Annotated in this window: 16 protein-coding genes and 1 tRNA gene; 14 read left to right on the forward strand and 3 right to left on the reverse strand. The window is 65.3% G+C overall.

What is annotated here, in order from left to right; genetic code table 11:
• Positions 1 to 6 precede the first annotated feature (6 nt).
• Positions 7 to 80, forward strand: a tRNA-Arg gene (locus tag BMF89_RS08080).
• A 163-nt stretch (positions 81 to 243) separates the two neighbouring features.
• On the opposite strand, the gene BMF89_RS08085 is transcribed toward BMF89_RS08080, so the two are convergent.
• The gene (locus BMF89_RS08085; protein ID WP_078106576.1) at positions 244 to 972 is read right to left on the reverse strand and encodes a FadR/GntR family transcriptional regulator; all 729 of its coding nucleotides are present in this window, start codon (positions 970 to 972) and stop codon (positions 244 to 246) included.
• 371 nt (positions 973 to 1,343) lie between these two features.
• Here BMF89_RS08085 and BMF89_RS08090 point away from each other — a divergent pair, with 371 nt between their 5' ends.
• From BMF89_RS08090 to BMF89_RS08145, 12 genes are all read left to right on the forward strand, one after another.
• Positions 1,344 to 2,984, forward strand: coding sequence for an ABC transporter substrate-binding protein (locus tag BMF89_RS08090; protein WP_078106577.1), 1,641 nt, complete (start codon positions 1,344 to 1,346; stop codon positions 2,982 to 2,984).
• 121 nt (positions 2,985 to 3,105) lie between these two features.
• On the forward strand, positions 3,106 to 4,056 hold the full coding sequence (locus BMF89_RS08095) for an ABC transporter permease (RefSeq protein WP_290439671.1): 951 nt from the start codon (positions 3,106 to 3,108) through the stop codon (positions 4,054 to 4,056).
• A 2-nt stretch (positions 4,057 to 4,058) separates the two neighbouring features.
• A complete protein-coding gene (locus tag BMF89_RS08100; protein ID WP_078106579.1) occupies positions 4,059 to 6,197 on the forward strand; it encodes a dipeptide/oligopeptide/nickel ABC transporter permease/ATP-binding protein in 2,139 nt (712 codons plus the stop codon).
• Positions 6,194 to 7,000, forward strand: a complete 807-nt coding sequence (locus BMF89_RS08105) for an ABC transporter ATP-binding protein (protein WP_078106580.1) — start codon at positions 6,194 to 6,196, stop codon at positions 6,998 to 7,000. The genes BMF89_RS08100 and BMF89_RS08105 overlap by 4 nt, the downstream gene beginning before the upstream one ends.
• A gap of 36 nt (positions 7,001 to 7,036) precedes the next feature.
• Complete coding sequence (locus tag BMF89_RS08110; RefSeq protein ID WP_078106581.1) at positions 7,037 to 7,954, forward strand: dihydrodipicolinate synthase family protein; 918 nt, start codon at positions 7,037 to 7,039, stop codon at positions 7,952 to 7,954.
• A gap of 524 nt (positions 7,955 to 8,478) precedes the next feature.
• Positions 8,479 to 9,438: an ROK family protein gene (locus tag BMF89_RS08115; protein ID WP_078106582.1), complete on the forward strand. Its 960-nt coding sequence runs from the start codon at positions 8,479 to 8,481 to the stop codon at positions 9,436 to 9,438.
• A gap of 53 nt (positions 9,439 to 9,491) precedes the next feature.
• Complete coding sequence (locus tag BMF89_RS08120; protein WP_078106583.1) at positions 9,492 to 10,178, forward strand: N-acetylmannosamine-6-phosphate 2-epimerase; 687 nt, start codon at positions 9,492 to 9,494, stop codon at positions 10,176 to 10,178.
• Between the two features lie 61 nt (positions 10,179 to 10,239).
• Positions 10,240 to 11,700, forward strand: coding sequence for an NAD(P)/FAD-dependent oxidoreductase (locus BMF89_RS08125; protein ID WP_078106584.1), 1,461 nt, complete (start codon positions 10,240 to 10,242; stop codon positions 11,698 to 11,700).
• 74 nt (positions 11,701 to 11,774) lie between these two features.
• Entirely contained in the window at positions 11,775 to 12,509 is a 735-nt protein-coding gene (locus BMF89_RS08130; RefSeq protein ID WP_078106585.1) for an ABC transporter ATP-binding protein, read from the forward strand.
• Positions 12,506 to 14,542: a YhgE/Pip domain-containing protein gene (locus tag BMF89_RS08135; RefSeq protein WP_078106586.1), complete on the forward strand. Its 2,037-nt coding sequence runs from the start codon at positions 12,506 to 12,508 to the stop codon at positions 14,540 to 14,542. Before BMF89_RS08130 ends, BMF89_RS08135 begins: the two co-directional genes overlap by 4 nt.
• The gene (locus BMF89_RS08140) at positions 14,539 to 15,171 is read left to right on the forward strand and encodes a TetR/AcrR family transcriptional regulator (protein WP_078106587.1); all 633 of its coding nucleotides are present in this window, start codon (positions 14,539 to 14,541) and stop codon (positions 15,169 to 15,171) included. Before BMF89_RS08135 ends, BMF89_RS08140 begins: the two co-directional genes overlap by 4 nt.
• Positions 15,172 to 15,243: 72 nt before the next feature.
• Positions 15,244 to 15,840 carry a hypothetical protein gene (locus BMF89_RS08145; RefSeq protein ID WP_253190754.1) on the forward strand — a complete coding sequence of 199 codons (597 nt, stop codon included), beginning with the start codon at positions 15,244 to 15,246 and terminating at the stop codon, positions 15,838 to 15,840.
• On the opposite strand, the gene BMF89_RS08150 is transcribed toward BMF89_RS08145, so the two are convergent.
• Positions 15,813 to 16,769, reverse strand: a complete 957-nt coding sequence (locus tag BMF89_RS08150; protein ID WP_078106589.1) for an EamA family transporter — start codon at positions 16,767 to 16,769, stop codon at positions 15,813 to 15,815. The genes BMF89_RS08145 and BMF89_RS08150 overlap by 28 nt on opposite strands.
• 72 nt (positions 16,770 to 16,841) lie before the next feature.
• On the opposite strand from BMF89_RS08150, the gene BMF89_RS08155 reads away from it, so the two are divergent.
• Positions 16,842 to 17,792: a LysR family transcriptional regulator gene (locus BMF89_RS08155; RefSeq protein ID WP_078106628.1), complete on the forward strand. Its 951-nt coding sequence runs from the start codon at positions 16,842 to 16,844 to the stop codon at positions 17,790 to 17,792.
• Between the two features lie 6 nt (positions 17,793 to 17,798).
• Here the strand turns inward: BMF89_RS08155 and BMF89_RS08160 are convergent, their stop codons facing one another.
• Positions 17,799 to 18,329: a histidine phosphatase family protein gene (locus BMF89_RS08160; protein WP_078106590.1), complete on the reverse strand. Its 531-nt coding sequence runs from the start codon at positions 18,327 to 18,329 to the stop codon at positions 17,799 to 17,801.
• Positions 18,330 to 18,333: the final 4 nt, after the last annotated feature.

Below are 18,333 nucleotides of genomic sequence, written 5' to 3' on the forward strand. Positions count from 1 at the left end.
CAAGATGCGCCCATAGCTCAGCTGGATAGAGCGTCTGTCTACGGAACAGAAGGCCGGGGGTTCGAATCCCTCTGGGCGCACAAATCAAGACCCGCACCGGCTCCGGTGCGGGTCTTTTTTCGTTAAATTCCAGGCCGAGTTTGGTTGGGGCGCCCTCCAAGTGCCGCGCGCACAAAAGGCAACGGCCGCCGTCGTACTTCATGACAAAGTACGACGGCGGCCCGTGAGCTTGGGTGCCAGGCTTTAGACCGCGACGGCGTCGCTGATGCGGCGGCGGATTCCATCGAAGTGGCGGTTGAGCAGTTCGGCTGCCGCGGCCTTGTCCCCGGTGGCGACGGCGGTGTAGATGCTTCGGTGCATGGCCGCCGTGGCTACAAGATCTTCGTTGTCGGAGCCGATTTCCACGTGTATTTTCCGGTAGACCTTCCAGAAGACGCCCATCAGGTTGATGAGGAGCTCGTTGTTCAGCGGCTCGAACAGCCGGCGGTGGAACTCGGCGTCGGCGGCGACGAAGTTCTCGCCGGAGTTCGCGAGCTCCTCCATCTGCTTGACGGCTTCTTCGATCAAAGCGAGCTGCTCGGTGGTCATCACATCCATCGAGGATCCGATCAGCCCCGATTCGAGGGCCTGGCGCACGTCCACGAGTTGCAGCGCCTCGAGCCCCTGGTGGCGCAGCGACAAGCGGCCCCGGAACGTCAGGCCGTCGGCGAGCGCCTCGAAGTTGCTCGGGGCGACGAACATGCCAAAGCCATGGCGGATCTCGATGACACCGAGGGCCTGCAGAACTTTCAGGGACTCGCGCAGCGTGTTGCGCCCTACGCCCAAAGCCACGGAGAGTTCGTTTTCCGTGGGCAATGGATCGCCCGCCTCGAGCTCGCGCTCGAGGATCAATTCCATAATGTCCGACTGGAGGGCCCTGAGCCGGGCCTGTGCGCTGAACCGCGCCTGCGGAACGACACCGGAAGTGGTCATGGCTCTCCTTGCAAAAGTACTCATCCTTGGCCTGGATCCCCTGAGGACCGGGGACAAGGAATCAGTGCAGTGTTAATGTTGAGGTGAGCCTAGCGCCCACCGTGGATATAGTGCTTCGCAACATACAATATCGGATGTCCCATCTCCTTGATAGATGTTCGCCCTTCTTTTTGACCGAGCCCCAGGCCGACCCCGCCGGTGAACCGCGGCGCAAGGCCCCAACGGCAGCCCCGCTGGCACGCCGCCGGCAGTGCCGGAGCCGCCCGTCGGGTCGCCAGTGATCCAGATCTCGCTTGACGACTTCGTGTGACCGCCCTTACAGTTTCTTTACGAGCATCGGATGTCCTACATCCGATAACCAGAAAACTTGAATGGTGAGGCATCTTATGAGCAACACGATTAACAAACTGCCGCTGGTCAGCGACGCGAGCCGGCGCAACTTCCTCCAGCTGACCGGGGCGATCGGAGCCGCGGCAGCGTTCACGGCCACCCTGTCCGCGTGTGGCGGTCCTGCCTCCACCACGACGGGCGGAGCAAACAACACTGCGGCCGTCAACAAGGACCTCACCATCGAAGCAGGCATCTCCTATGCCTTGTCCACGGGTTTCGACCCGCTGACGTCCTCCGGCGCCACGCCGCAGGCCGCCAACCTGCACATCTTCGAAGGCCTCGTGGAACTCCACCCCGCTACCCGCGAGCCCTATAACGCGCTGGCCGCGAGCGACCCCAAAAAGGTCAACGACACCACGTACCAGGTGACCATCCGCGACGGCGCCAAGTTCCACAACGGAGCCCCCGTCACCACCGACGATGTTGTCTACTCCTTCACCCGCGTGATGGACCCGGCCAACAAGTCCTTGTTCTCCCAGTTCATTCCCTTCATCAAAGACGTCAAGGCCCTCGACGCGAAGACGGTCGAATTCTCGCTGAAATACCCCTTCCCCGGTTTCGGACCGCGAATCTCCGTGGTGAAGGTGGTTCCGAAGGCGTTGGCCTCGACCGATCAGAAGGGATTCGATGCCAAGCCCGTCGGTTCCGGCCCCTACAAGCTGATCTCGGCCGTCAAAGACGACAAGATCGTCTTCGAAGCATTCGCCGATTACAACGGCCCCAAACCGGCACTCGCCAAGGGGATGACCTGGCTGTTGCTCTCGGACGCGGCAGCCCGTGTCACCGCAGCCCAGTCGGGACGCGTCCAGGCCATCGAAGACGTCCCCTACCTGGACATGGACGGGCTCAAGTCCAAGACACGGGTTGAATCCGTGCAGTCCTTCGGCATGCTGTTCCTGATGTTCAACTGTGCCAAGGCCCCGTTCGACAACAAGCTGGTCCGCCAGGCACTCCACTATGGACTGGACAAGGACGCCATCATCAAGAAGGCCTTGTTCGGCAATGCGAAGGCCGCGTCGTCGTACTTCCAGGAGGGCCACCCGGACTACGTCAAGGCAAAGAACGTCTACGGCTACGATCCCCAGAAGGCCGCGGACCTCCTCAAGCAGGCCGGCGTGAGCAACCTCGAATTCGAGCTGCTCACCACGGATACCGCCTGGGTCAAGGACGTTGCCCCGCTGATGCTGGAATCCTGGAACAAGATCCCCGGCGTCAAGGTCACCGCGAAGAACCTGCAGTCCGGAGCCTTGTACTCAGACAGGGTCGGCAAGGCCGACTTCTCGGTAGTCGCGGCCCCTGGCGACCCCTCCGTCTTCGGCAACGACGCGGACCTGCTTTTGAGCTGGTTCTACTCCGGCGCCACCTGGATGGCCAAGCGCGCCTACTGGACTACCCCGGAAAGCGCCACCCTCCAGGGCCTGATGGATAAGGGATCACAGGCCGCGGCCGCTGACGCGAAGAAGATCACCGGCCAAATCGTGGACCTCGTCTCCGAGGAACTTCCCTTGTACCCGCTGTTCCACCGCCAGCTCCCCAGTGCCTGGGACGAAAAGAAGCTGTCGGGCTTCAAGCCGCTGCCCACCACGGGACTGTCCTTCATCGGCGTCGGCCGCACAGCCTAGCCACACCACACGCTGAGCCGCCCAACTGACTCGCATTTGTTGTCGTTTAGACGGCTCAAAACGACACCTACTGCGAGTCAGTTGGGTACCCGCACCAAAGCAACCGGAGAACAAATTGGTCATGATATTGCGTCTGCTTGGACGCAGGCTCGCAGCATTGCCCTTGATGATCCTGGGCATCACGCTGCTGGTCTTCCTCGTCCTTCAAGCAGCACCAGGCGACCAGGCCAGCTCGGCCCTCGGCGAAGGCGCCAGCGAGGCAGCCAAACAGCAGTACCGCCAGGACAACGGCCTGAACGATCCCCTGTTCGTCCAATACTTCCGTTTCCTCGGCAGGCTCCTGCATCTCGATCTTGGCGTCACCACCCCGCCGTCCAAGTCCGTGGCGAGCATGATCGCCTCGGCTTTCCCGCTGACCCTCCAGCTGACGTTCCTCGGCGTGATCATCGCCGTCGTCCTGTCCTTGGTCTTCGGCATCATCGGCGCCCTTTACCGCGACAAATGGCAGGATCAGCTGGTCCGGATCTTCTCCATCGCGGCTATCGCCACCCCGTCCTTCTGGCTTGGCATCCTCCTCATCCAGTGGTTCGCGCTCGGCGACAACCCGCTGTTTCCCTCGGGTGGAATCGCGACGCCGGAGTCCGGCTTCGGCGGTTGGCTCAACTCGATGGCGCTCCCGGCCCTCGCCCTCGGCATTCCGGTCTCGGCTTCCCTCATCCGAGTGGTCCGCACGTCCATGGTGGAGGAACTCGACCGTGACTACGTCCGGACAGCCATCGGCAACGGGGTCCCCTACCGCGAGGTGGTTTCCCGGAACGTCCTGCGCAACGCGCTTGTGACTCCGGTGACCGTGCTGGGGCTCAGGATCGGCTACCTCCTGGGCGGCGCCGTCGTGATTGAAATGATCTTCGCCCTTCCCGGCATGGGCCAGCTGATCCTCAACGGGATCACCAACCTGGACGTCAACCTGGTCCAGGGCGTGGTCCTTACCATCTCGGTCACCTTCGTTCTGGTGAACATCGTGGTTGACCTCCTGTACCTGCTCATCAACCCCCGAATCAGGACGGTATAGCCATGCGCAGCAAACTTGCTGAACGGCTCAGCGCCCCGGGCGTCCGCTTCAAGTCCCTCCCGTGGGGATCGCGTTTTGCCTTGTTGTTCCTCGTGGTCATCGCCCTGGCTGCGATCTTCGCCCCGGTCATCGCGCCGCACGATCCCCTGGAAACGTTCATTCCGGCGCAAGCGCCGGACGGCGACCACTTCTTCGGTACCGACCGCCTGGGCCGGGACGTCTTCTCCCGGCTCCTTTACGGTTCGCAGTCTTCGCTCATGATCGGCCTCGGTGCTGTTGCCCTCGCGATCGTCGTCGGCGCCGTGCTTGGCTCGCTGGCCGCGACGTCCAGTAAAGCCGTCAGCGAGATCATCATGCGCCTCATGGACATCCTCATGGCGTTCCCGGGCATCGCCCTCGCAGCCGTACTCCTGGCCGCATTCGGCAACTCGCTGCCCACGATCATCGTCGCGATCGCCATCATCTACACGCCGCAGCTCGCCCGCGTGGTCCGCGCCAATGTGCTCTCCCAATACGGTGAAGACTACGTCCGCGCCGAACGCGTGATGGGTGCCGGCCGTGCCTACATCCTGCTCAAGCACATTGTCCGCAACACCGCGGCCCCGGTGCTGGTTTTCGCCACGGTCATGGTGGCCGACGCCATCATCCTCGAAGCATCCCTGTCCTTCCTCGGGGCCGGTGTCCAGGATCCCGCGCCGTCGTGGGGCAACGTGATCTCCTACGGCCGCAACCTTGTCCTGTCCGGCGGCTGGTGGGCAACCACCTTCGCCGGCCTCACCATCCTGCTCACCGTGCTTGCGTTGAACATCCTCGCCGAGGGCCTCACCGATGCCATGGTGAACCCGAAGCTGCGCAAGGCTCCCGTTGTGAAGGACGACGACGGTGCTGCCGCTGCCTTTGCGGGCGCGGCAGTGACCGGTGCCGCCGTCGATACCGAGATCGCGACGTCGGTAGCCCAGTCTTCCGTGGTCGAGCAGCACGAGCTCGACGGCGTCCGCGCCGCCAACGGCGATCCGCTCTCGGAAGAGGACTACGCGGCGTCTGTCCTGAATGATCCGCGACTCGCAGCGGAGAATCCCCACGCCCTGCTGGATAAGGAGCTCGAGCTCCTCGCGTCCATCGAGGCCAAGCGCACGGACCGGCTCCCCCAGGTCCCCGCTGGCGCCCGCAACGTGCTGGAGGTCAAGAACCTGTCCATCCGCTTCCCCGGCCGTTTCGGCGAAACCGCGATCGTGGACAACGTCTCCTTCACCGTCCGCGAAGGGGAGACCATGGGCCTGGTGGGCGAATCCGGTTGCGGCAAGTCCATCACCTCCCTCGCGATCATGGGCCTCCTGCCAAAGACCGCCGAGATCACCGGGGCCATCACCTTCGACGGCAAGGAACTCCTGGATTCCGGCTCGAAGCACAGCAACGCCAAGGCCTACCAGGGCCTGCGCGGCGAACAGATCGCCATGGTCTACCAGGATGCGTTGAGCTCGCTTAACCCTTCCATGAAAATCAAGGAGCAGATGACCCAGCTGACCAGGCGAGGCGGCCGCAAGACCCCCGCCGAGTTGCTGGAAATGGTGAAGCTCGACCCCGTCCGGACGCTCGCCAGCTACCCGCACGAGCTCTCCGGCGGCCAGCGCCAACGCGTCCTGATCGCCATGGCGCTCTCCCGCTCGCCAAAGATCGTGGTGGCAGACGAACCCACCACCGCCCTCGACGTCACCGTCCAGAAACAGGTAGTGGAACTGCTCAACGAACTGCGCGAACAGCTCGGCTTCGCCATGGTCTTCGTCAGCCACGACCTCGCCCTCGTCGCCTCCCTGGCGCACCGGATCACGGTCATGTACGCCGGCCAGGTGGTGGAATCCGCACAGGCTTCGGAGCTCCTGCAAAACCCGCGGCACGAATACACGCGCGGCCTGTTGGGCGCCGTCCTTTCCATCGAGGCCGACGCCGTCCGCCTCCACCAGATCCCCGGCACCGTCCCGTCGCCGCGCGATTTCGCTCCCGGCGACCGCTTTGCAGCCCGCTCGCTGAGGCCCGACGCCGACCCGAACCAGCAATTGGTCCTCGCCGTTGTCGATCCTGCCGGCGACGGAGCAGACCGCGACCACTACTGGGCAAGCCACCTGAAGGAGGACGCAAAGTGAGCGTTTCAACCGGCAAGCCGGTCATCGAGCTCAAAGACGTCAAGGTCCACCACCGTGCCCGCACGGGCGGTCTCTTCCGGCCGAACATCGTCAAGGCAGTCAACGGCGTGGACTTCAGCATCAGCCGCGGAGAAACGGTCGGCATCGTCGGCGAGTCCGGCTGCGGCAAGTCCACGCTCGCTTCAGTGCTCGTGGGACTCCAGGCCCCGACGTCGGGCCAGGTTCTCTTCCACGGCAAGCCGGCCATCAAACGCAACGCCCGGATGCGCAAGGAATTCGGACGCGCCGTCTCCGTGGTCTTCCAGGACCCGGCCACGGCACTCAATCCGCGCATGACCATCCAGGACATCCTCACCGATCCCCTGCAGGTGCACGGCATCGGCAACGCGGCGTCTCGCTCCGACAAGGTCAAGGAACTGCTGGCCCTCGTCGGCCTGCCGCAATCGGCCGGCGAGGTCACGCCGTCGCAGGTTTCCGGCGGCCAGCGCCAGCGCGTGGCGATTGCCCGCGCCCTCGCCCTGGACCCGGACATCATCGTGGCGGACGAGCCGACGTCGGCCCTCGACGTTTCCGTCCGCGCCCAAGTCCTCAACCTGCTGTCCGACCTGAAAACCCAGCTGAACCTCGGCATGGTTTTCATCTCGCACGACATCCAGACCGTCCGCTACGTCTCCGACCGCATCTGCGTCATGTACTTCGGACAGATCGTCGAGGAAGGCCCGGCCGCCCAGGTCTTCGACAACCCGAGCAACGACTACACCAAGAAGCTGCTCGGCGCCGCGCCCAGCCTGCTTCACACCTAAGTTTTTCCCATCCAGATCCAAGCAACGGAGATTTCTGTGTCTACTCAGTTCCAGGGCGTCATTCCCCCGGTCATCACCCCCCGCCACGCTGACGGCCGCGTTGACACCGCGTCCCTGAAGAACGTCACCAAGCACCTGCTCGACGGCGGCGTGTCCGGCCTCTTCGTGTTGGGCTCCTCGGGCGAAGTCCCCTACATGACCAACGAGGAGCGCGAACTCGTCGTCTCCACGATCGCCGACGCGAACGCCGGCGCCGTGCCCCTGATCGTGGGTGCCAACGAGCAAACCACCAACCGCGTCATCGAAGAAGCACGCAAAGTCGTGGATCTCGGCGCCGACGCCATCGTGGTCACCTCCATGTACTACGCCATCGGCAACGCCGAGGAGACCGAAACCCACTTCCGCAGCATCCACGCTGCCGTGGACAAGCCGATCTTCGCCTACGACGTCCCCGTCCGCACCCACTTCAAACTGCCCACCGACCTCCTGGTCCGCCTCGGCCGCGACGGCGTCCTCGCAGGCGTCAAGGACTCCTCCGGCGACGACGTCTCCTTCCGCCAACTCGTCCTCGCAGCCAAGGACATCCCCAACTTCGACATCTTCACGGGCCACGAAATCGTCGTCGACGGCGCCCTCCTCGCCGGCGCCCAAGGCGTAGTCCCCGGCCTCGGCAACGTCGACCCCGCCGGTTACCGCCGCCTGTTCGACGCCACCCAAGACGGAGACTGGACCGCCGCGGCCGCCGAACAAGACCGCCTCGCCGACCTCTTCGACATCGTCTACACCCCCAACGGCCGAGTCTCCGGCGGCGCAGCAGGACTAGGCGCCTTCAAGACGGCCCTCCAAATCATGGGCATCATCGAATCCAACACCATGAGCGCCCCGATGCTCTCCCTGAACGCCAAAGAAACCTCCGCAATCCGGACGATCCTCGAACGCAACGGCCTGGTCTAGGGAGGCGGCGCCGGCTCGGCCCGCCTGAGTTTCGGATCGCCGCTCACCTAAGCGGGTTGCAGTCAGCGTCACCTTAGGTGGATTCCAGTGGTCGGGTCGTGCCGGCGGACCAGTTTTGCCGTCCCTTAGACACCTCCCGACGCCGCACTACCGTCGCTGAGCGACGTCCATGCAGCTCTGGTCGGCGATGCGGGACTACACAAAACCGTCCCTCCGCCACTCGGGCGATCGGGGAACCTTTGTAGCGGGGCCGGGATCCGCACTGTGCCGCCGGAGGCGGCAGTGAGCGGCCCGTCCCGATCGGCGAGGCGACAGCGCAAAGCGCGGGCGCATTGTTTCGTGTAGGCGCGCATCGCCGACCAGAGTTCTGCGGAGGTCGCTTAGCGACCGTAGCGGAACGTCGGGAGGTGTCTAAGCGCCGGCGAAATGATGGGTCCGCGCTGACCTAGCCACAGCTAACCTGACCAGACGCAACCGCAACGCGCGGGCTCAAACTCAGCAATCGAACGATCCGGAGGACAAACATGATGTACGTGGTCGGGGTTGATCTTGGGGGGACGAAGACTGCCGCGGGTGTTGTGGGGGCCGACGGGGAGGTGTTGTTCTCGGAGCAGATTCCAACGCTGAATCGGGATGGGGGCAACGCTATCTTGCGGGAGACGGCGGCCCTCGTGGAGCGGCTCATGCGGCGGGCTGCGGGTGCGGGAATCGACGTCCGGCGTGTTGGCGTGGGTTCTGCCGGGGTCATCGATGCAGTGAATGGTGAGGTGGTTTCGGCGACTGATGCGATTCTGGGGTGGGCCGGGACAAGGTTGACGGCCGGGCTGGCGCAACTCCTTGGCTTGCCGCGGGGCTCGGTCAGTGCAGTCAATGATGTGCATGCGCATGCTTTGGGTGAGGCATGGCGCGGGGCGGCTGCGGGGTCTTCGAGTTCGTTGATGGTGGCTTTCGGGACAGGTGTGGGCGGCAGCTTTGTGCTGGACGGCTCTCCTGTTTTGGGGCACCACTTTGTAGGTGGGCACGTGGGGCATTTTGCGTCGCCGTACGCCTATCACGAGGGCAAAGCCCTCCCGTGCGTGTGCGGCGGCTCGGGCCACGTCGAGGCGATCGCCTCGGGGCCGGCCATCCATGAGTCGTTCGTCCGTTTCGGGGGCTCCCCCGAGATCGCGGACACGCGTGCCGTGTTTGCCGTGGCTCGCGACGGCGATAGTGCCGCCGCGGCTGACAGTGCTGCCGCCATCAAAGCCATCGGGGCGGGCGCGGGTGCTGCCGGGCAGGCGATTGGCGGCCTCGTCAACATCCTCGACCCGGAGACGGTAGTGGTTTCCGGCGGTCTCGCAGATGCGGGAGATTTCTGGTGGAAACCCATGGAACGCGCCCTGCGCAAAGAGCTTATGGGCCCGCTTGCTGACATTCCCGTGCTTCCCGCGGCGCTAGGGAATACCGCGGCGATTGTGGGCGCTGCCAAACTCGTCCTGAACTGACACGCGAACACCCGGAAATCCAATCCCCCGAACAACCTCGCAAGGAGACCCCCATGATCTTGACCCCCGACGGCCTCGAAGCCCTCCGCTCGCAATTGATCGTGTCGTGCCAGGCCTACCCGGGCGAGCCCATGCGGGATCCCCGGACCACCGGCCAGGTGGCGGCGTCGGCGGTTATCGGTGGTGCCGCCGCGGTCCGGGTCCAGGGCCTCGCGGATGTCCAGTTCACCCGCGCCGCGGTGGAGGTTCCGGTGATCGGGCTCTGGAAGGACGGGCACGACGGCGTGTTCATCACCCCGACGCTCCGGCACGCCCTCGCCGTCGCGAATGCCGGCGCTCACGTCGTGGCTATCGACGGCACGCGGCGCACGCGTCCCGACGGCCTGAGCCTCAAGCAAACCATTGACGGAATCCACGCCGAATCGCACGCCCTGGTGATGGCCGACTGCGGTTCCTTCGCTGATGCTGTGGCCGCCGTCGAAGCCGGTGCTGACCTGATCGGCACCACGCTGGCCGGGTACACCGGGGAACGTGCCAAGACAGACGGCCCCGACCTTGAGCTTCTCGCGGAAATCGCCGGCGCCGGACTAGGCAAGCCGCTCATCGCCGAGGGCCGCATCCACACCCCCGCACAAGCCCGCCAGGCGCTCGACGCCGGGGCGTTCGCCGTCGTCGTCGGTACCGCCATCACGCATCCGGCGAGCATCACCAGCTGGTTCAGAGGCGCAATGGAGGCCTGACCCTGCAGAATCCGTGGCCGGGTCCCTCATCCCGGCCTGTGTCCGGGCGTAGGCTTCTCCCATGGCTGAGGAGAATATCCGGGAATTCGATGTCATCGTGATCGGCGCCGGGGCTGTGGGCGAGAACGTTGCAGACCGTGTGGTCCGGGGAGGCCTCACTTGCGCAATTGTGGAGGCCGAGCTCGTCGGAGGGGAATGCTCCTATTGGGCGTGCATACCCTCCAAGGCGCTCCTTCGGCCGGGAACCGCACTGCACACGGCACAATCAGTGCCCGGGGCGTCGGACTCCGTCACCAAGGTCCTGGACCCCGCACCGGTCCTGAAGTACCGCGACTACTTCACCAACAAATGGCAGGACGACGGAGCGGTCCAATGGCTCGTAGATACGGGGATCGAGCTCATCCGGGGCCGGGCGCGCATCACGGGCCCCCGCGAAGTCCAAGTGGACGGCAAGGACGGCGCCAGCTACTCGCTCAAAGCCCATCACGCCGTGGTGGTGGCCACCGGGTCCACACCGCTCATCCCGAAAATCGACGGCTTGCGCAACGTGCCTTACTGGACAACCCGCGGGGCCACCTCGGTGCGGCACATCCCTCAACGGTTCATCGTGTTGGGCGGCGGGGTGGCCAGCGTCGAACTTGCCCAGGCGTTCGCCCGCCTAGGCTCGTCGGTTTCGATCGTTGCCCGAGGCCGACTGTTGAGCGCATTTCCCGAGGAAGCCGCCAATCTGGTTGCCGCGGGACTCCGGGCCGACGGCGTCGATCTCCATCTTGGGACAGACACCACGCTCGTCGAACACAACCCGGACACTGCCTTCAGCGTCACGCTGGGCGACGGCACGGTCTTGAAGAGTGACGAGTTGCTGGTGGCCACAGGTCGTCGGCCTTCTCTTGACAATCTGGGACTCGAAAACGTGGGTCTCGACGCCGAAGAGGGCAAGCCTTTGCGCCTCACAACAGACTCGAGCGGCTTGGTTGAGGGCGCAGCGAGCGACGGGACCAGCGGGCTGTGGCTCTACGCAGCCGGCGACGCCGCGGGGTCGGTCTTCCTCACCCATCAGGGCAAGTACGAGGCCAGGGCAACGGGCGACGCCATTGTGGCCCGCGCCCAAGGAACCCTCCATGGCACCCCGAAACCGTGGAGTTCCCTGGCGAAGACGGCCGACGAATATGCGATCCCGAGCGTGGTCTTCACGGATCCGGAAGTGGCATCCGTGGGTCCGAGCCTCAAGCAGGCGCTGCAAAAGGGCATCAATGCAAGCTCGGTTGAACTCCCCATCAACGTGTCCGGCTCACAGCTGCATTCGGAAAATTACGAAGGCTGGGCGCAACTGGTGGTGGACGAGGACCGGAAGGTGGTGGTGGGCGCGACGTTCGCCGGGCCTGGAGTAGCCGAGCTTTTGCACGGCGCAACCATCGCGATTGTGGGCGAAGTCCCACTGGACCGCCTATGGCACGCGGTGCCGTCGTTCCCGACCATCAGCGAGGTGTGGCTGCGCCTGTTGGAGAAGTACGGCCTGTGATGAAGTCTATTTGAACTGACTGGTCAGTTCAGTTACGATTGGAGCAGATAACAGGTTCTGCGAAAGGTCCAATTGTGCTGTCTGCACAGCAACTCCAGATCGACGGCCGCCGGGACGATCTCCTGCCTCCCACGTCCCTCGAGGCCAGGCGGGGGGAACTCCTCCTGGTCAGCGGGGACGGTCAGGACCAGCGCACGGCATTGGCGCTTGCGCTGAGCGGCCGGATGAAGCCCAGCAAAGGCCTCCTGAGCTGGGACAACTCCACGAAGACCAAAAAGGTCCGGGCCGCGAGCGTCATCATTGACGCTCCCGGCGTCAACGAGCCCGAGCAGCATTTGAGCGTCCGCGACCTCGTCACAGAAGACCTCTCCCTCATCCCCCGCCGCTACCGCGGCGCGCTCCTCAGCAAGCCGTGGCTCAAGGTCAACCGTTTCGAGGACATCGCCGGACTGTGGATTGAGCAGCTCCCCGCGGACCGACGCCTTGAGCTGCTGACCGCCCTTGCCCTCGCGGACCCGGCCCTTGACCTCCTGGTGCTCGACTCCCCGGACCGCCACAGCGCGAACACCGCGGATTGGCTCCCCCGCCTTGAGCAGCTGGCGTACGACGCCGGGCGGCCGCTCGCCGTCGTCGCGGTTGTTTCCGCCCTCCCGGACACCTGGGACGGCCCGGCCGCGGTGATCGGCAACTCGGTCACGCACACGGCACCGGCCGAAACCGTGGCACCCGCCGAGACCGCCGAAGCCGCAGACGCCGCGCAAGAAGATCCCGAAGAAGTACCCGAAACCCTGCAAAGGACCGCAAAGTGACTGTTCTGCGGCTGGCCCGCTCCGAACTCAAACGCATGACCTGCGGGCTCCTGCCTAAGCTGACCATCCTCGCGCTGACCATGGTGCCCCTGCTCTACGGAGCCGTGTACCTTTACGCGAACTGGGACCCGTACGGCAACCTCAACCAGATCGACGCCGCGCTGGTCGTCGAGGACGCGGGAGCCCAGCCGGCCAGCGGCCCCGAGCTGCAGGCCGGCCAGAAGGTTGCCGACAGCCTCGTGCAGAGCCACGTTTTCAACTGGCAACGGGTGACCACGGCGGCCGAAGCCGACGCCGGCGTTGAATCCGGCAAGTACGCCTTCGCCCTGAAGATTCCCAAGGACTTCTCGGCCAATCTGGTCTCGCCCGGCAGTTTCAATGCAGCCAACCAGGCGATGCTCAACGTCACCACCAACGACGCGAACAACTACCTCCTCAGCACCATCGTCGACAAGCTCACCACCGCGGTGCACTCGACGGTGGCCAAGGAAGTGGGCGAGGAAACCGCAAACCAGCTCCTCACGGGCTTCGGGACCATTCACGCCTCCATCGTCAAAGCCTCCGACGGAGCCTCCCAGCTCGCCGACGGCGTCGGCAAGCTGAGCGACGGCGCGGCCACCCTCCACGATGGAACCAGCAAGCTCAGCAGCGGCGCGTCCGAACTCCTGGCAGGCCAAACCAAGTTGCGCGACGGCGCCAACCAGCTGAACGACGGCGCCGGGCAGCTCAGCGCGGGGCTCACGGAACTGAAGAACAAGACCGCGTCCCTTCCGGCCGACTCGCAGAAGCTCGCCGACGGCGCCGCCCAAGTAGCCGCCGGAAACGCGCAGCTCAACGCGAAGGTCCAGGACGTCGTCGGGCAGCTTTCAGCGTTCGACGCCGGCGCGCGGGACCGCGTGGTGGCGTCCAACGCGCGGCTCGTGTCCGCCGGGGTCATCACGCAGGACCAGGCGAATAGGATCCTGGCCGACTTTGACACCGCCGCCGCGTCCGGCCCGGTCATCGATGCCAAAGCCAAGATCTCGGCGGACGCCGCGCAGATCCAGCAGCTCTCTGACGGATCTGCCGCGGTCAGTGCGGGCGCTGCCAAGCTTGCGGGCGCCACGCCGGCGCTGACGGGCGCCATCGGCCAGGCCTCGGCAGGCGCGGACCAGCTCAGCTCCGGCGCCGGGACGCTCGCGGCGGGCGAACAGTCCGCCGTCAACGGCACGGCAGCCCTGGCGGACGGTGCGGCAAAGCTCGACGACGGCGCGGCGCAGCTTGCGAGCGGTGCCGCGACGGCTGCGGACGGATCCCGCACCTTGGCGAGCGAGTTGGCGAAGGGCGCAGGCAAGGTCCCGAACCCGAACGACGCCCAAAAGAGCGAGGTGTCCAAGGTGATCGCCGATCCGGTTGCGGTCAACAACGTTTCGCAGGCCAAGGCAGGGTCCTACGGTGCGGGCCTGGCCCCGTTCTTCCTGACGCTGTCCCTTTGGATCGGTGTGTTCATGCTGGTCCAGGCGATGCGTCCCATCACGCAGCGGGCCCTGGCCTCGAACGCTCCGTCATGGAAAATCGCCGTCGGCGGCTGGCTGCCGTTCTTCGTGGTGTCCGTGGTGCAAGCAAGCATCCTCACCCTCGTGGTGGACCTGGGGTTGGGCCTCAACGCGGCGCACCCCGTGTGGATGTGGTTATTCATGCTGGCTGCGGTCATGGCGTTCACTGCCCTCATCCAGGGCATCGTGGCTCTCCTGGGAACTCCGGGCAAGTTCGTGGTGCTGATCCTGCTGGTCCTCCAGTTGGTGTCGTCCGGCGGAACGTTCCCCTGGCAAACAACCCCCATGCCGCTGCACGTGGTGCACGAGATCATGCCGATGGGCTACGTGGTGACCGGCATGCGGCACTTGATCTACGGCGGCGACCTTTCGATGATCTGGTCGATTGTCCTGGGCCTGCTTGGCTACACTGTGCTGGGAGCCGCGCTTTCCACGCTGGCCGTCCGTAAGCACAAGTTCTGGACCCTCAAGACCCTGAAACCGGAGATCGCGGTATGAGCATGCACGAGCCGGACGTCACCGGGCTCCCCGAGAAGAAGCTCCGCCCGGCGCGCACGAACGCGACCAAGCAGCGCCTTTTCGATGCTTCCATGGAGCTGATCGGCGAGCGCGGCGCGGCGGGCGTCACGGTGGACGAGATCGCGGCCGCAGCCGGGGTGTCGAAGGGAACGGTCTATTACAACTTCGGCAGCAAGTCCGACCTGATCGCCCAGTTGCTGCGCCACGGCGTCGACATCATGCTCGGGCGGCTCCAGACCATCGAGGGCTTGCACTCCGATCCGCTCAAGGCCATGGAAGCCATGCTCGGCCAGGCCATGGACTTCATGGACGACTATCCGTCCTTCGCGCGGCTCTGGATCAGCGAGAACTGGCGGACTCCCAGCGAGTGGGGCAAGCTCTTCGTCGAACTCCGCAGCGAGTTGTTGGCCGTGATCGGCGCGGCGATCGAAAAGGTCGCCACCACGTACCCCGTGGATACGGGAATTGCCCGGGGCAGCCTCGAGGCCGCCATGTTCGGGGCGATTTTCGTGGTGGGCCTTGACCGCCAGACGTACAACCCCGAGCGCACCCGGGAGCAGAGCATAGCGGCCATCATGACCATCATGCGCGGCTACGTGCTGCGGTAACGGTATGGCAACTGCCGCGCCCAGAGGCGTGGCGCCGCCGGCCGGTCAGGGATGATTGATCCCATGCGTCACATGGGGAACAGCGGAAAGCTTGCGATCGTCTCTGCCGTGGTGTCCGCTGGTTTGCTGGTGCTCCTTGCCATCACCCTCGACGAAACCGTGATGTACACCTTCCTCGGGGTCCTGGCGCTCGGCTACCTTGCGTGCGTCGCGGAGGTCATCGTCCGTCGAAGGCACTTCATGCTGGTTCTCGGAGCCATCTCGTCCATCCTGTTCATCGCGTTCGGAATCGCTTTCCTGCGCATGTGGGGGCTCGCCTTCAACCAGGATGACAACGCCTTGGGCAGCGCGGTGAGCACCAAGGACTCGGACATCTACTTCTACCTCGCCGCACTTGCCGGCTGCAGTTCCTTGCTGGTCTTGTTCCTGGGGGCGGTCTGGCCGTCCCGCCGTGCGAAAGCGGCGGCCCGTCCGGCTGCCCGGCGGCCAGCGCCCCGGCCTGCTTCGCGCCCTTCCCCGGCACCCGCCAGGCCCGTCCAGCGGCCAGCGGCCCGTCCGGCGTCGGGGGCCGTGAAGCGACCTGTCCCGCGGAAACCGGCCCCGGCCACCTCCGCCAAACGCCCGACGTCGGGAGCGCCGGCTCAGCGCAAGCCGGCACCCAGGCGCTGACTCATTTCGGGCGCGGCCACATCCCCAGGCTTCGCTCGCCGCTGCAGCACGGCAGTGGCCACGCCGCCCAGCAGGAGGAGGCCGCCGGCCAGTTCCGCCGTCGTCGGGACCTCCGAGATGAGCAGCCACGCCGCGGTCATTCCCACCACCGGGACCAACAACGTAAACGGCACCACGGCCGAACTCGGGTACAGGCTGAGCAACCGGTTCCAGATGCCGTACCCCACCAGCGAGGCGAAGATGGCGGTGTACAGGGCGCTCAGGATGGTCGCCGGCTGAAGGTTGGAAAGGGTCCCGACGACGGCGGCAGGGCCGTCCACGATGAGCGACAAGGCAGCAAGCGGCAACGGGACCACTGCTCCGGACCAGACCACGAGCCCCAGTCCCGAGGCCGCCTTGGCTTTGCGGGCGATGATGTTTCCCGCAGCCCAGGACAACGCGGCGGCAAGCACAATCATGAGCGGCACCACCGGAGCCACCAGGCTTCGACCGACCGCCACCAGCGCTAGTCCGGCCACACCCAGCACCACGCCCGTCAGCTGGCGCTTACTGGGCCACTCGCCCAGGAACCTGGCCGCCAACAGCACCGTCAGGAGCACTTGCGCCTGTAGCACCAGTGACGCGAGCCCGGCCGGCATGCCGAGGGCCATGCCCAGGTAGAGGAGGCCAAATTGCCCGGCGCTCATGAACAGCCCGACGCCGATGATCGCCTTCCAGCTCACGTTCGGTTTGCGGACGAAGAAGATGCAGGGGAACACCACCAGCACGAAGCGCATGGCGACGAACAGCAGCGGCGGCACGTCGGCCGCTCCACCGCTCCCGTTACTGCCATTCCCGCCTGCGGGGTGTAGGCCAAAGTCGATAGCGACGAAATTCAGGCCCCAAAGGACGGCGACCAGGACGGCGAGTGCTGAGTGTCGGATATTCACGATTCAACTCTGGCAGTCAAAAGGATGAAGCACCAGCGTTGAATTCTGCATCGGATCGTGTACGTTTGCTTCATGATTGAGATTGCGGCGTTGCGTGCCCTCGTAGCCGTGGAACAGCAAGGCTCCGTGGTGGCCGCCTCGGAGGCGATGGGATTCAGCCCCTCGGCGGTCTCCCAACAGATCAAGAAGCTCGAGAAGCAAAGCGGCGTGACGGTCCTGGAACGTCACGGCCGCGGCGTACTGCTGACGGACCGCGGCATGGCGCTGGCCGAGTACGGACGGCGCATCCTGGGCGAATTGGAAGAGCTGCAGGCCACCTTGCTCGCCGACCCCGCGAAGCCAAGCGGCGTGTTGCGGCTCGTGGCATTCTCCACCGCCTGCCGCGGACTGGTAGGGCCGATGCTGGGGAAACTGGGCGCGGCTCAGGCTGGCACGGGCTCCCGGGCGAGTTCCGGGCCTGGCGGCTCCGGGCTTGAAATCCGGGTGGTGGCAGAGGACCCGCGCGAGGCCGTCCAGAGGGTCGCCACCGGTGAAGCCGATCTCGGCGTCGTGCACAACTGGCACTCAGTGCCCCTCGTCATTCCGGAGAACATGGTCCACGAGGACCTCTGCCTGGACACCGCCGACGTCCTGCTCAACTCGGCGCACCCGCTGGCCGGACGGACCGCCGTCGAGCCTACCGACCTCGTGGACGAAAGCTGGATCAGCACGCCGGCCGGGGCCATTTGCAATGAAGCATTGCTGGCAATCCTCGCGGGCCTGGGCCGCGTGCCGGACATCCGCATCTACGACCCCGACTTTTCCACGCATATCGCCATGGTTCAGCAGGGCGTGGCGGTGGCCCTCGTGCCGCGGCTCGGCAGGCCTGAGCTTCCCGCCGGAGTGGTGGCGGTGCCCGTGGTGAACCCCATGCAGCAACGCCAAGTGGGAATCGTGTACCGCAAGACGATGACGGCAAGTCCCAGCATCCGCCATGTGCTGCGCTTGCTGCAGGATGTGGCGGCCGGCCTCGAGGTGGATTAGCCGGGACTACTTCTTGGGGCGGGGAACGGCGAAGTGGGTCAGCCGGGCATCCTGGCCATCGAGTTCAGCCCACGGCTTCTCGAGTTCCATCACGGTCACGGCACTCGTCGGGTAGCGCGTGGCGGCGTCCATGTAGGCGTCATGGTCAGAGTCGCGGGACGCCAGGTGCATCGCGAGGTCCTGCACGCCGGGCATGTGCGAAAAGATCATGAGCGTGGCGACGGTTTCGGGCACGTGGTTGATGACGGTCAACATCCGCTGCGCGGAGGCGGCGTAGAGGCCGTCCTCGAGTTTCGGCGTCGGGGCCTTGTCCCCCAGTTCGCTGCACACCCAGGTGCAGGTCTGGCGGGTCCGGAGCGCGGACGAACACAAGATGAAGTCCGGAATCACATGGTGCTTGAGGAGCCATTTGCCCGCGAGGGGGGCCTCCCGGTGGCCACGCTCGGCAAGGGGTCGCTCATGGTCCGGCACCCCGAGGGGCCAGTCCGACTTCGCGTGCCGCATGATCACCAGCCGCTTGATGTGATGCTCGCTCATCCCC

This window comes from Arthrobacter sp. SRS-W-1-2016 (genome assembly GCF_002009585.1).
GTDB classification, from domain to species: domain Bacteria; phylum Actinomycetota; class Actinomycetes; order Actinomycetales; family Micrococcaceae; genus Arthrobacter; species Arthrobacter bambusae_A.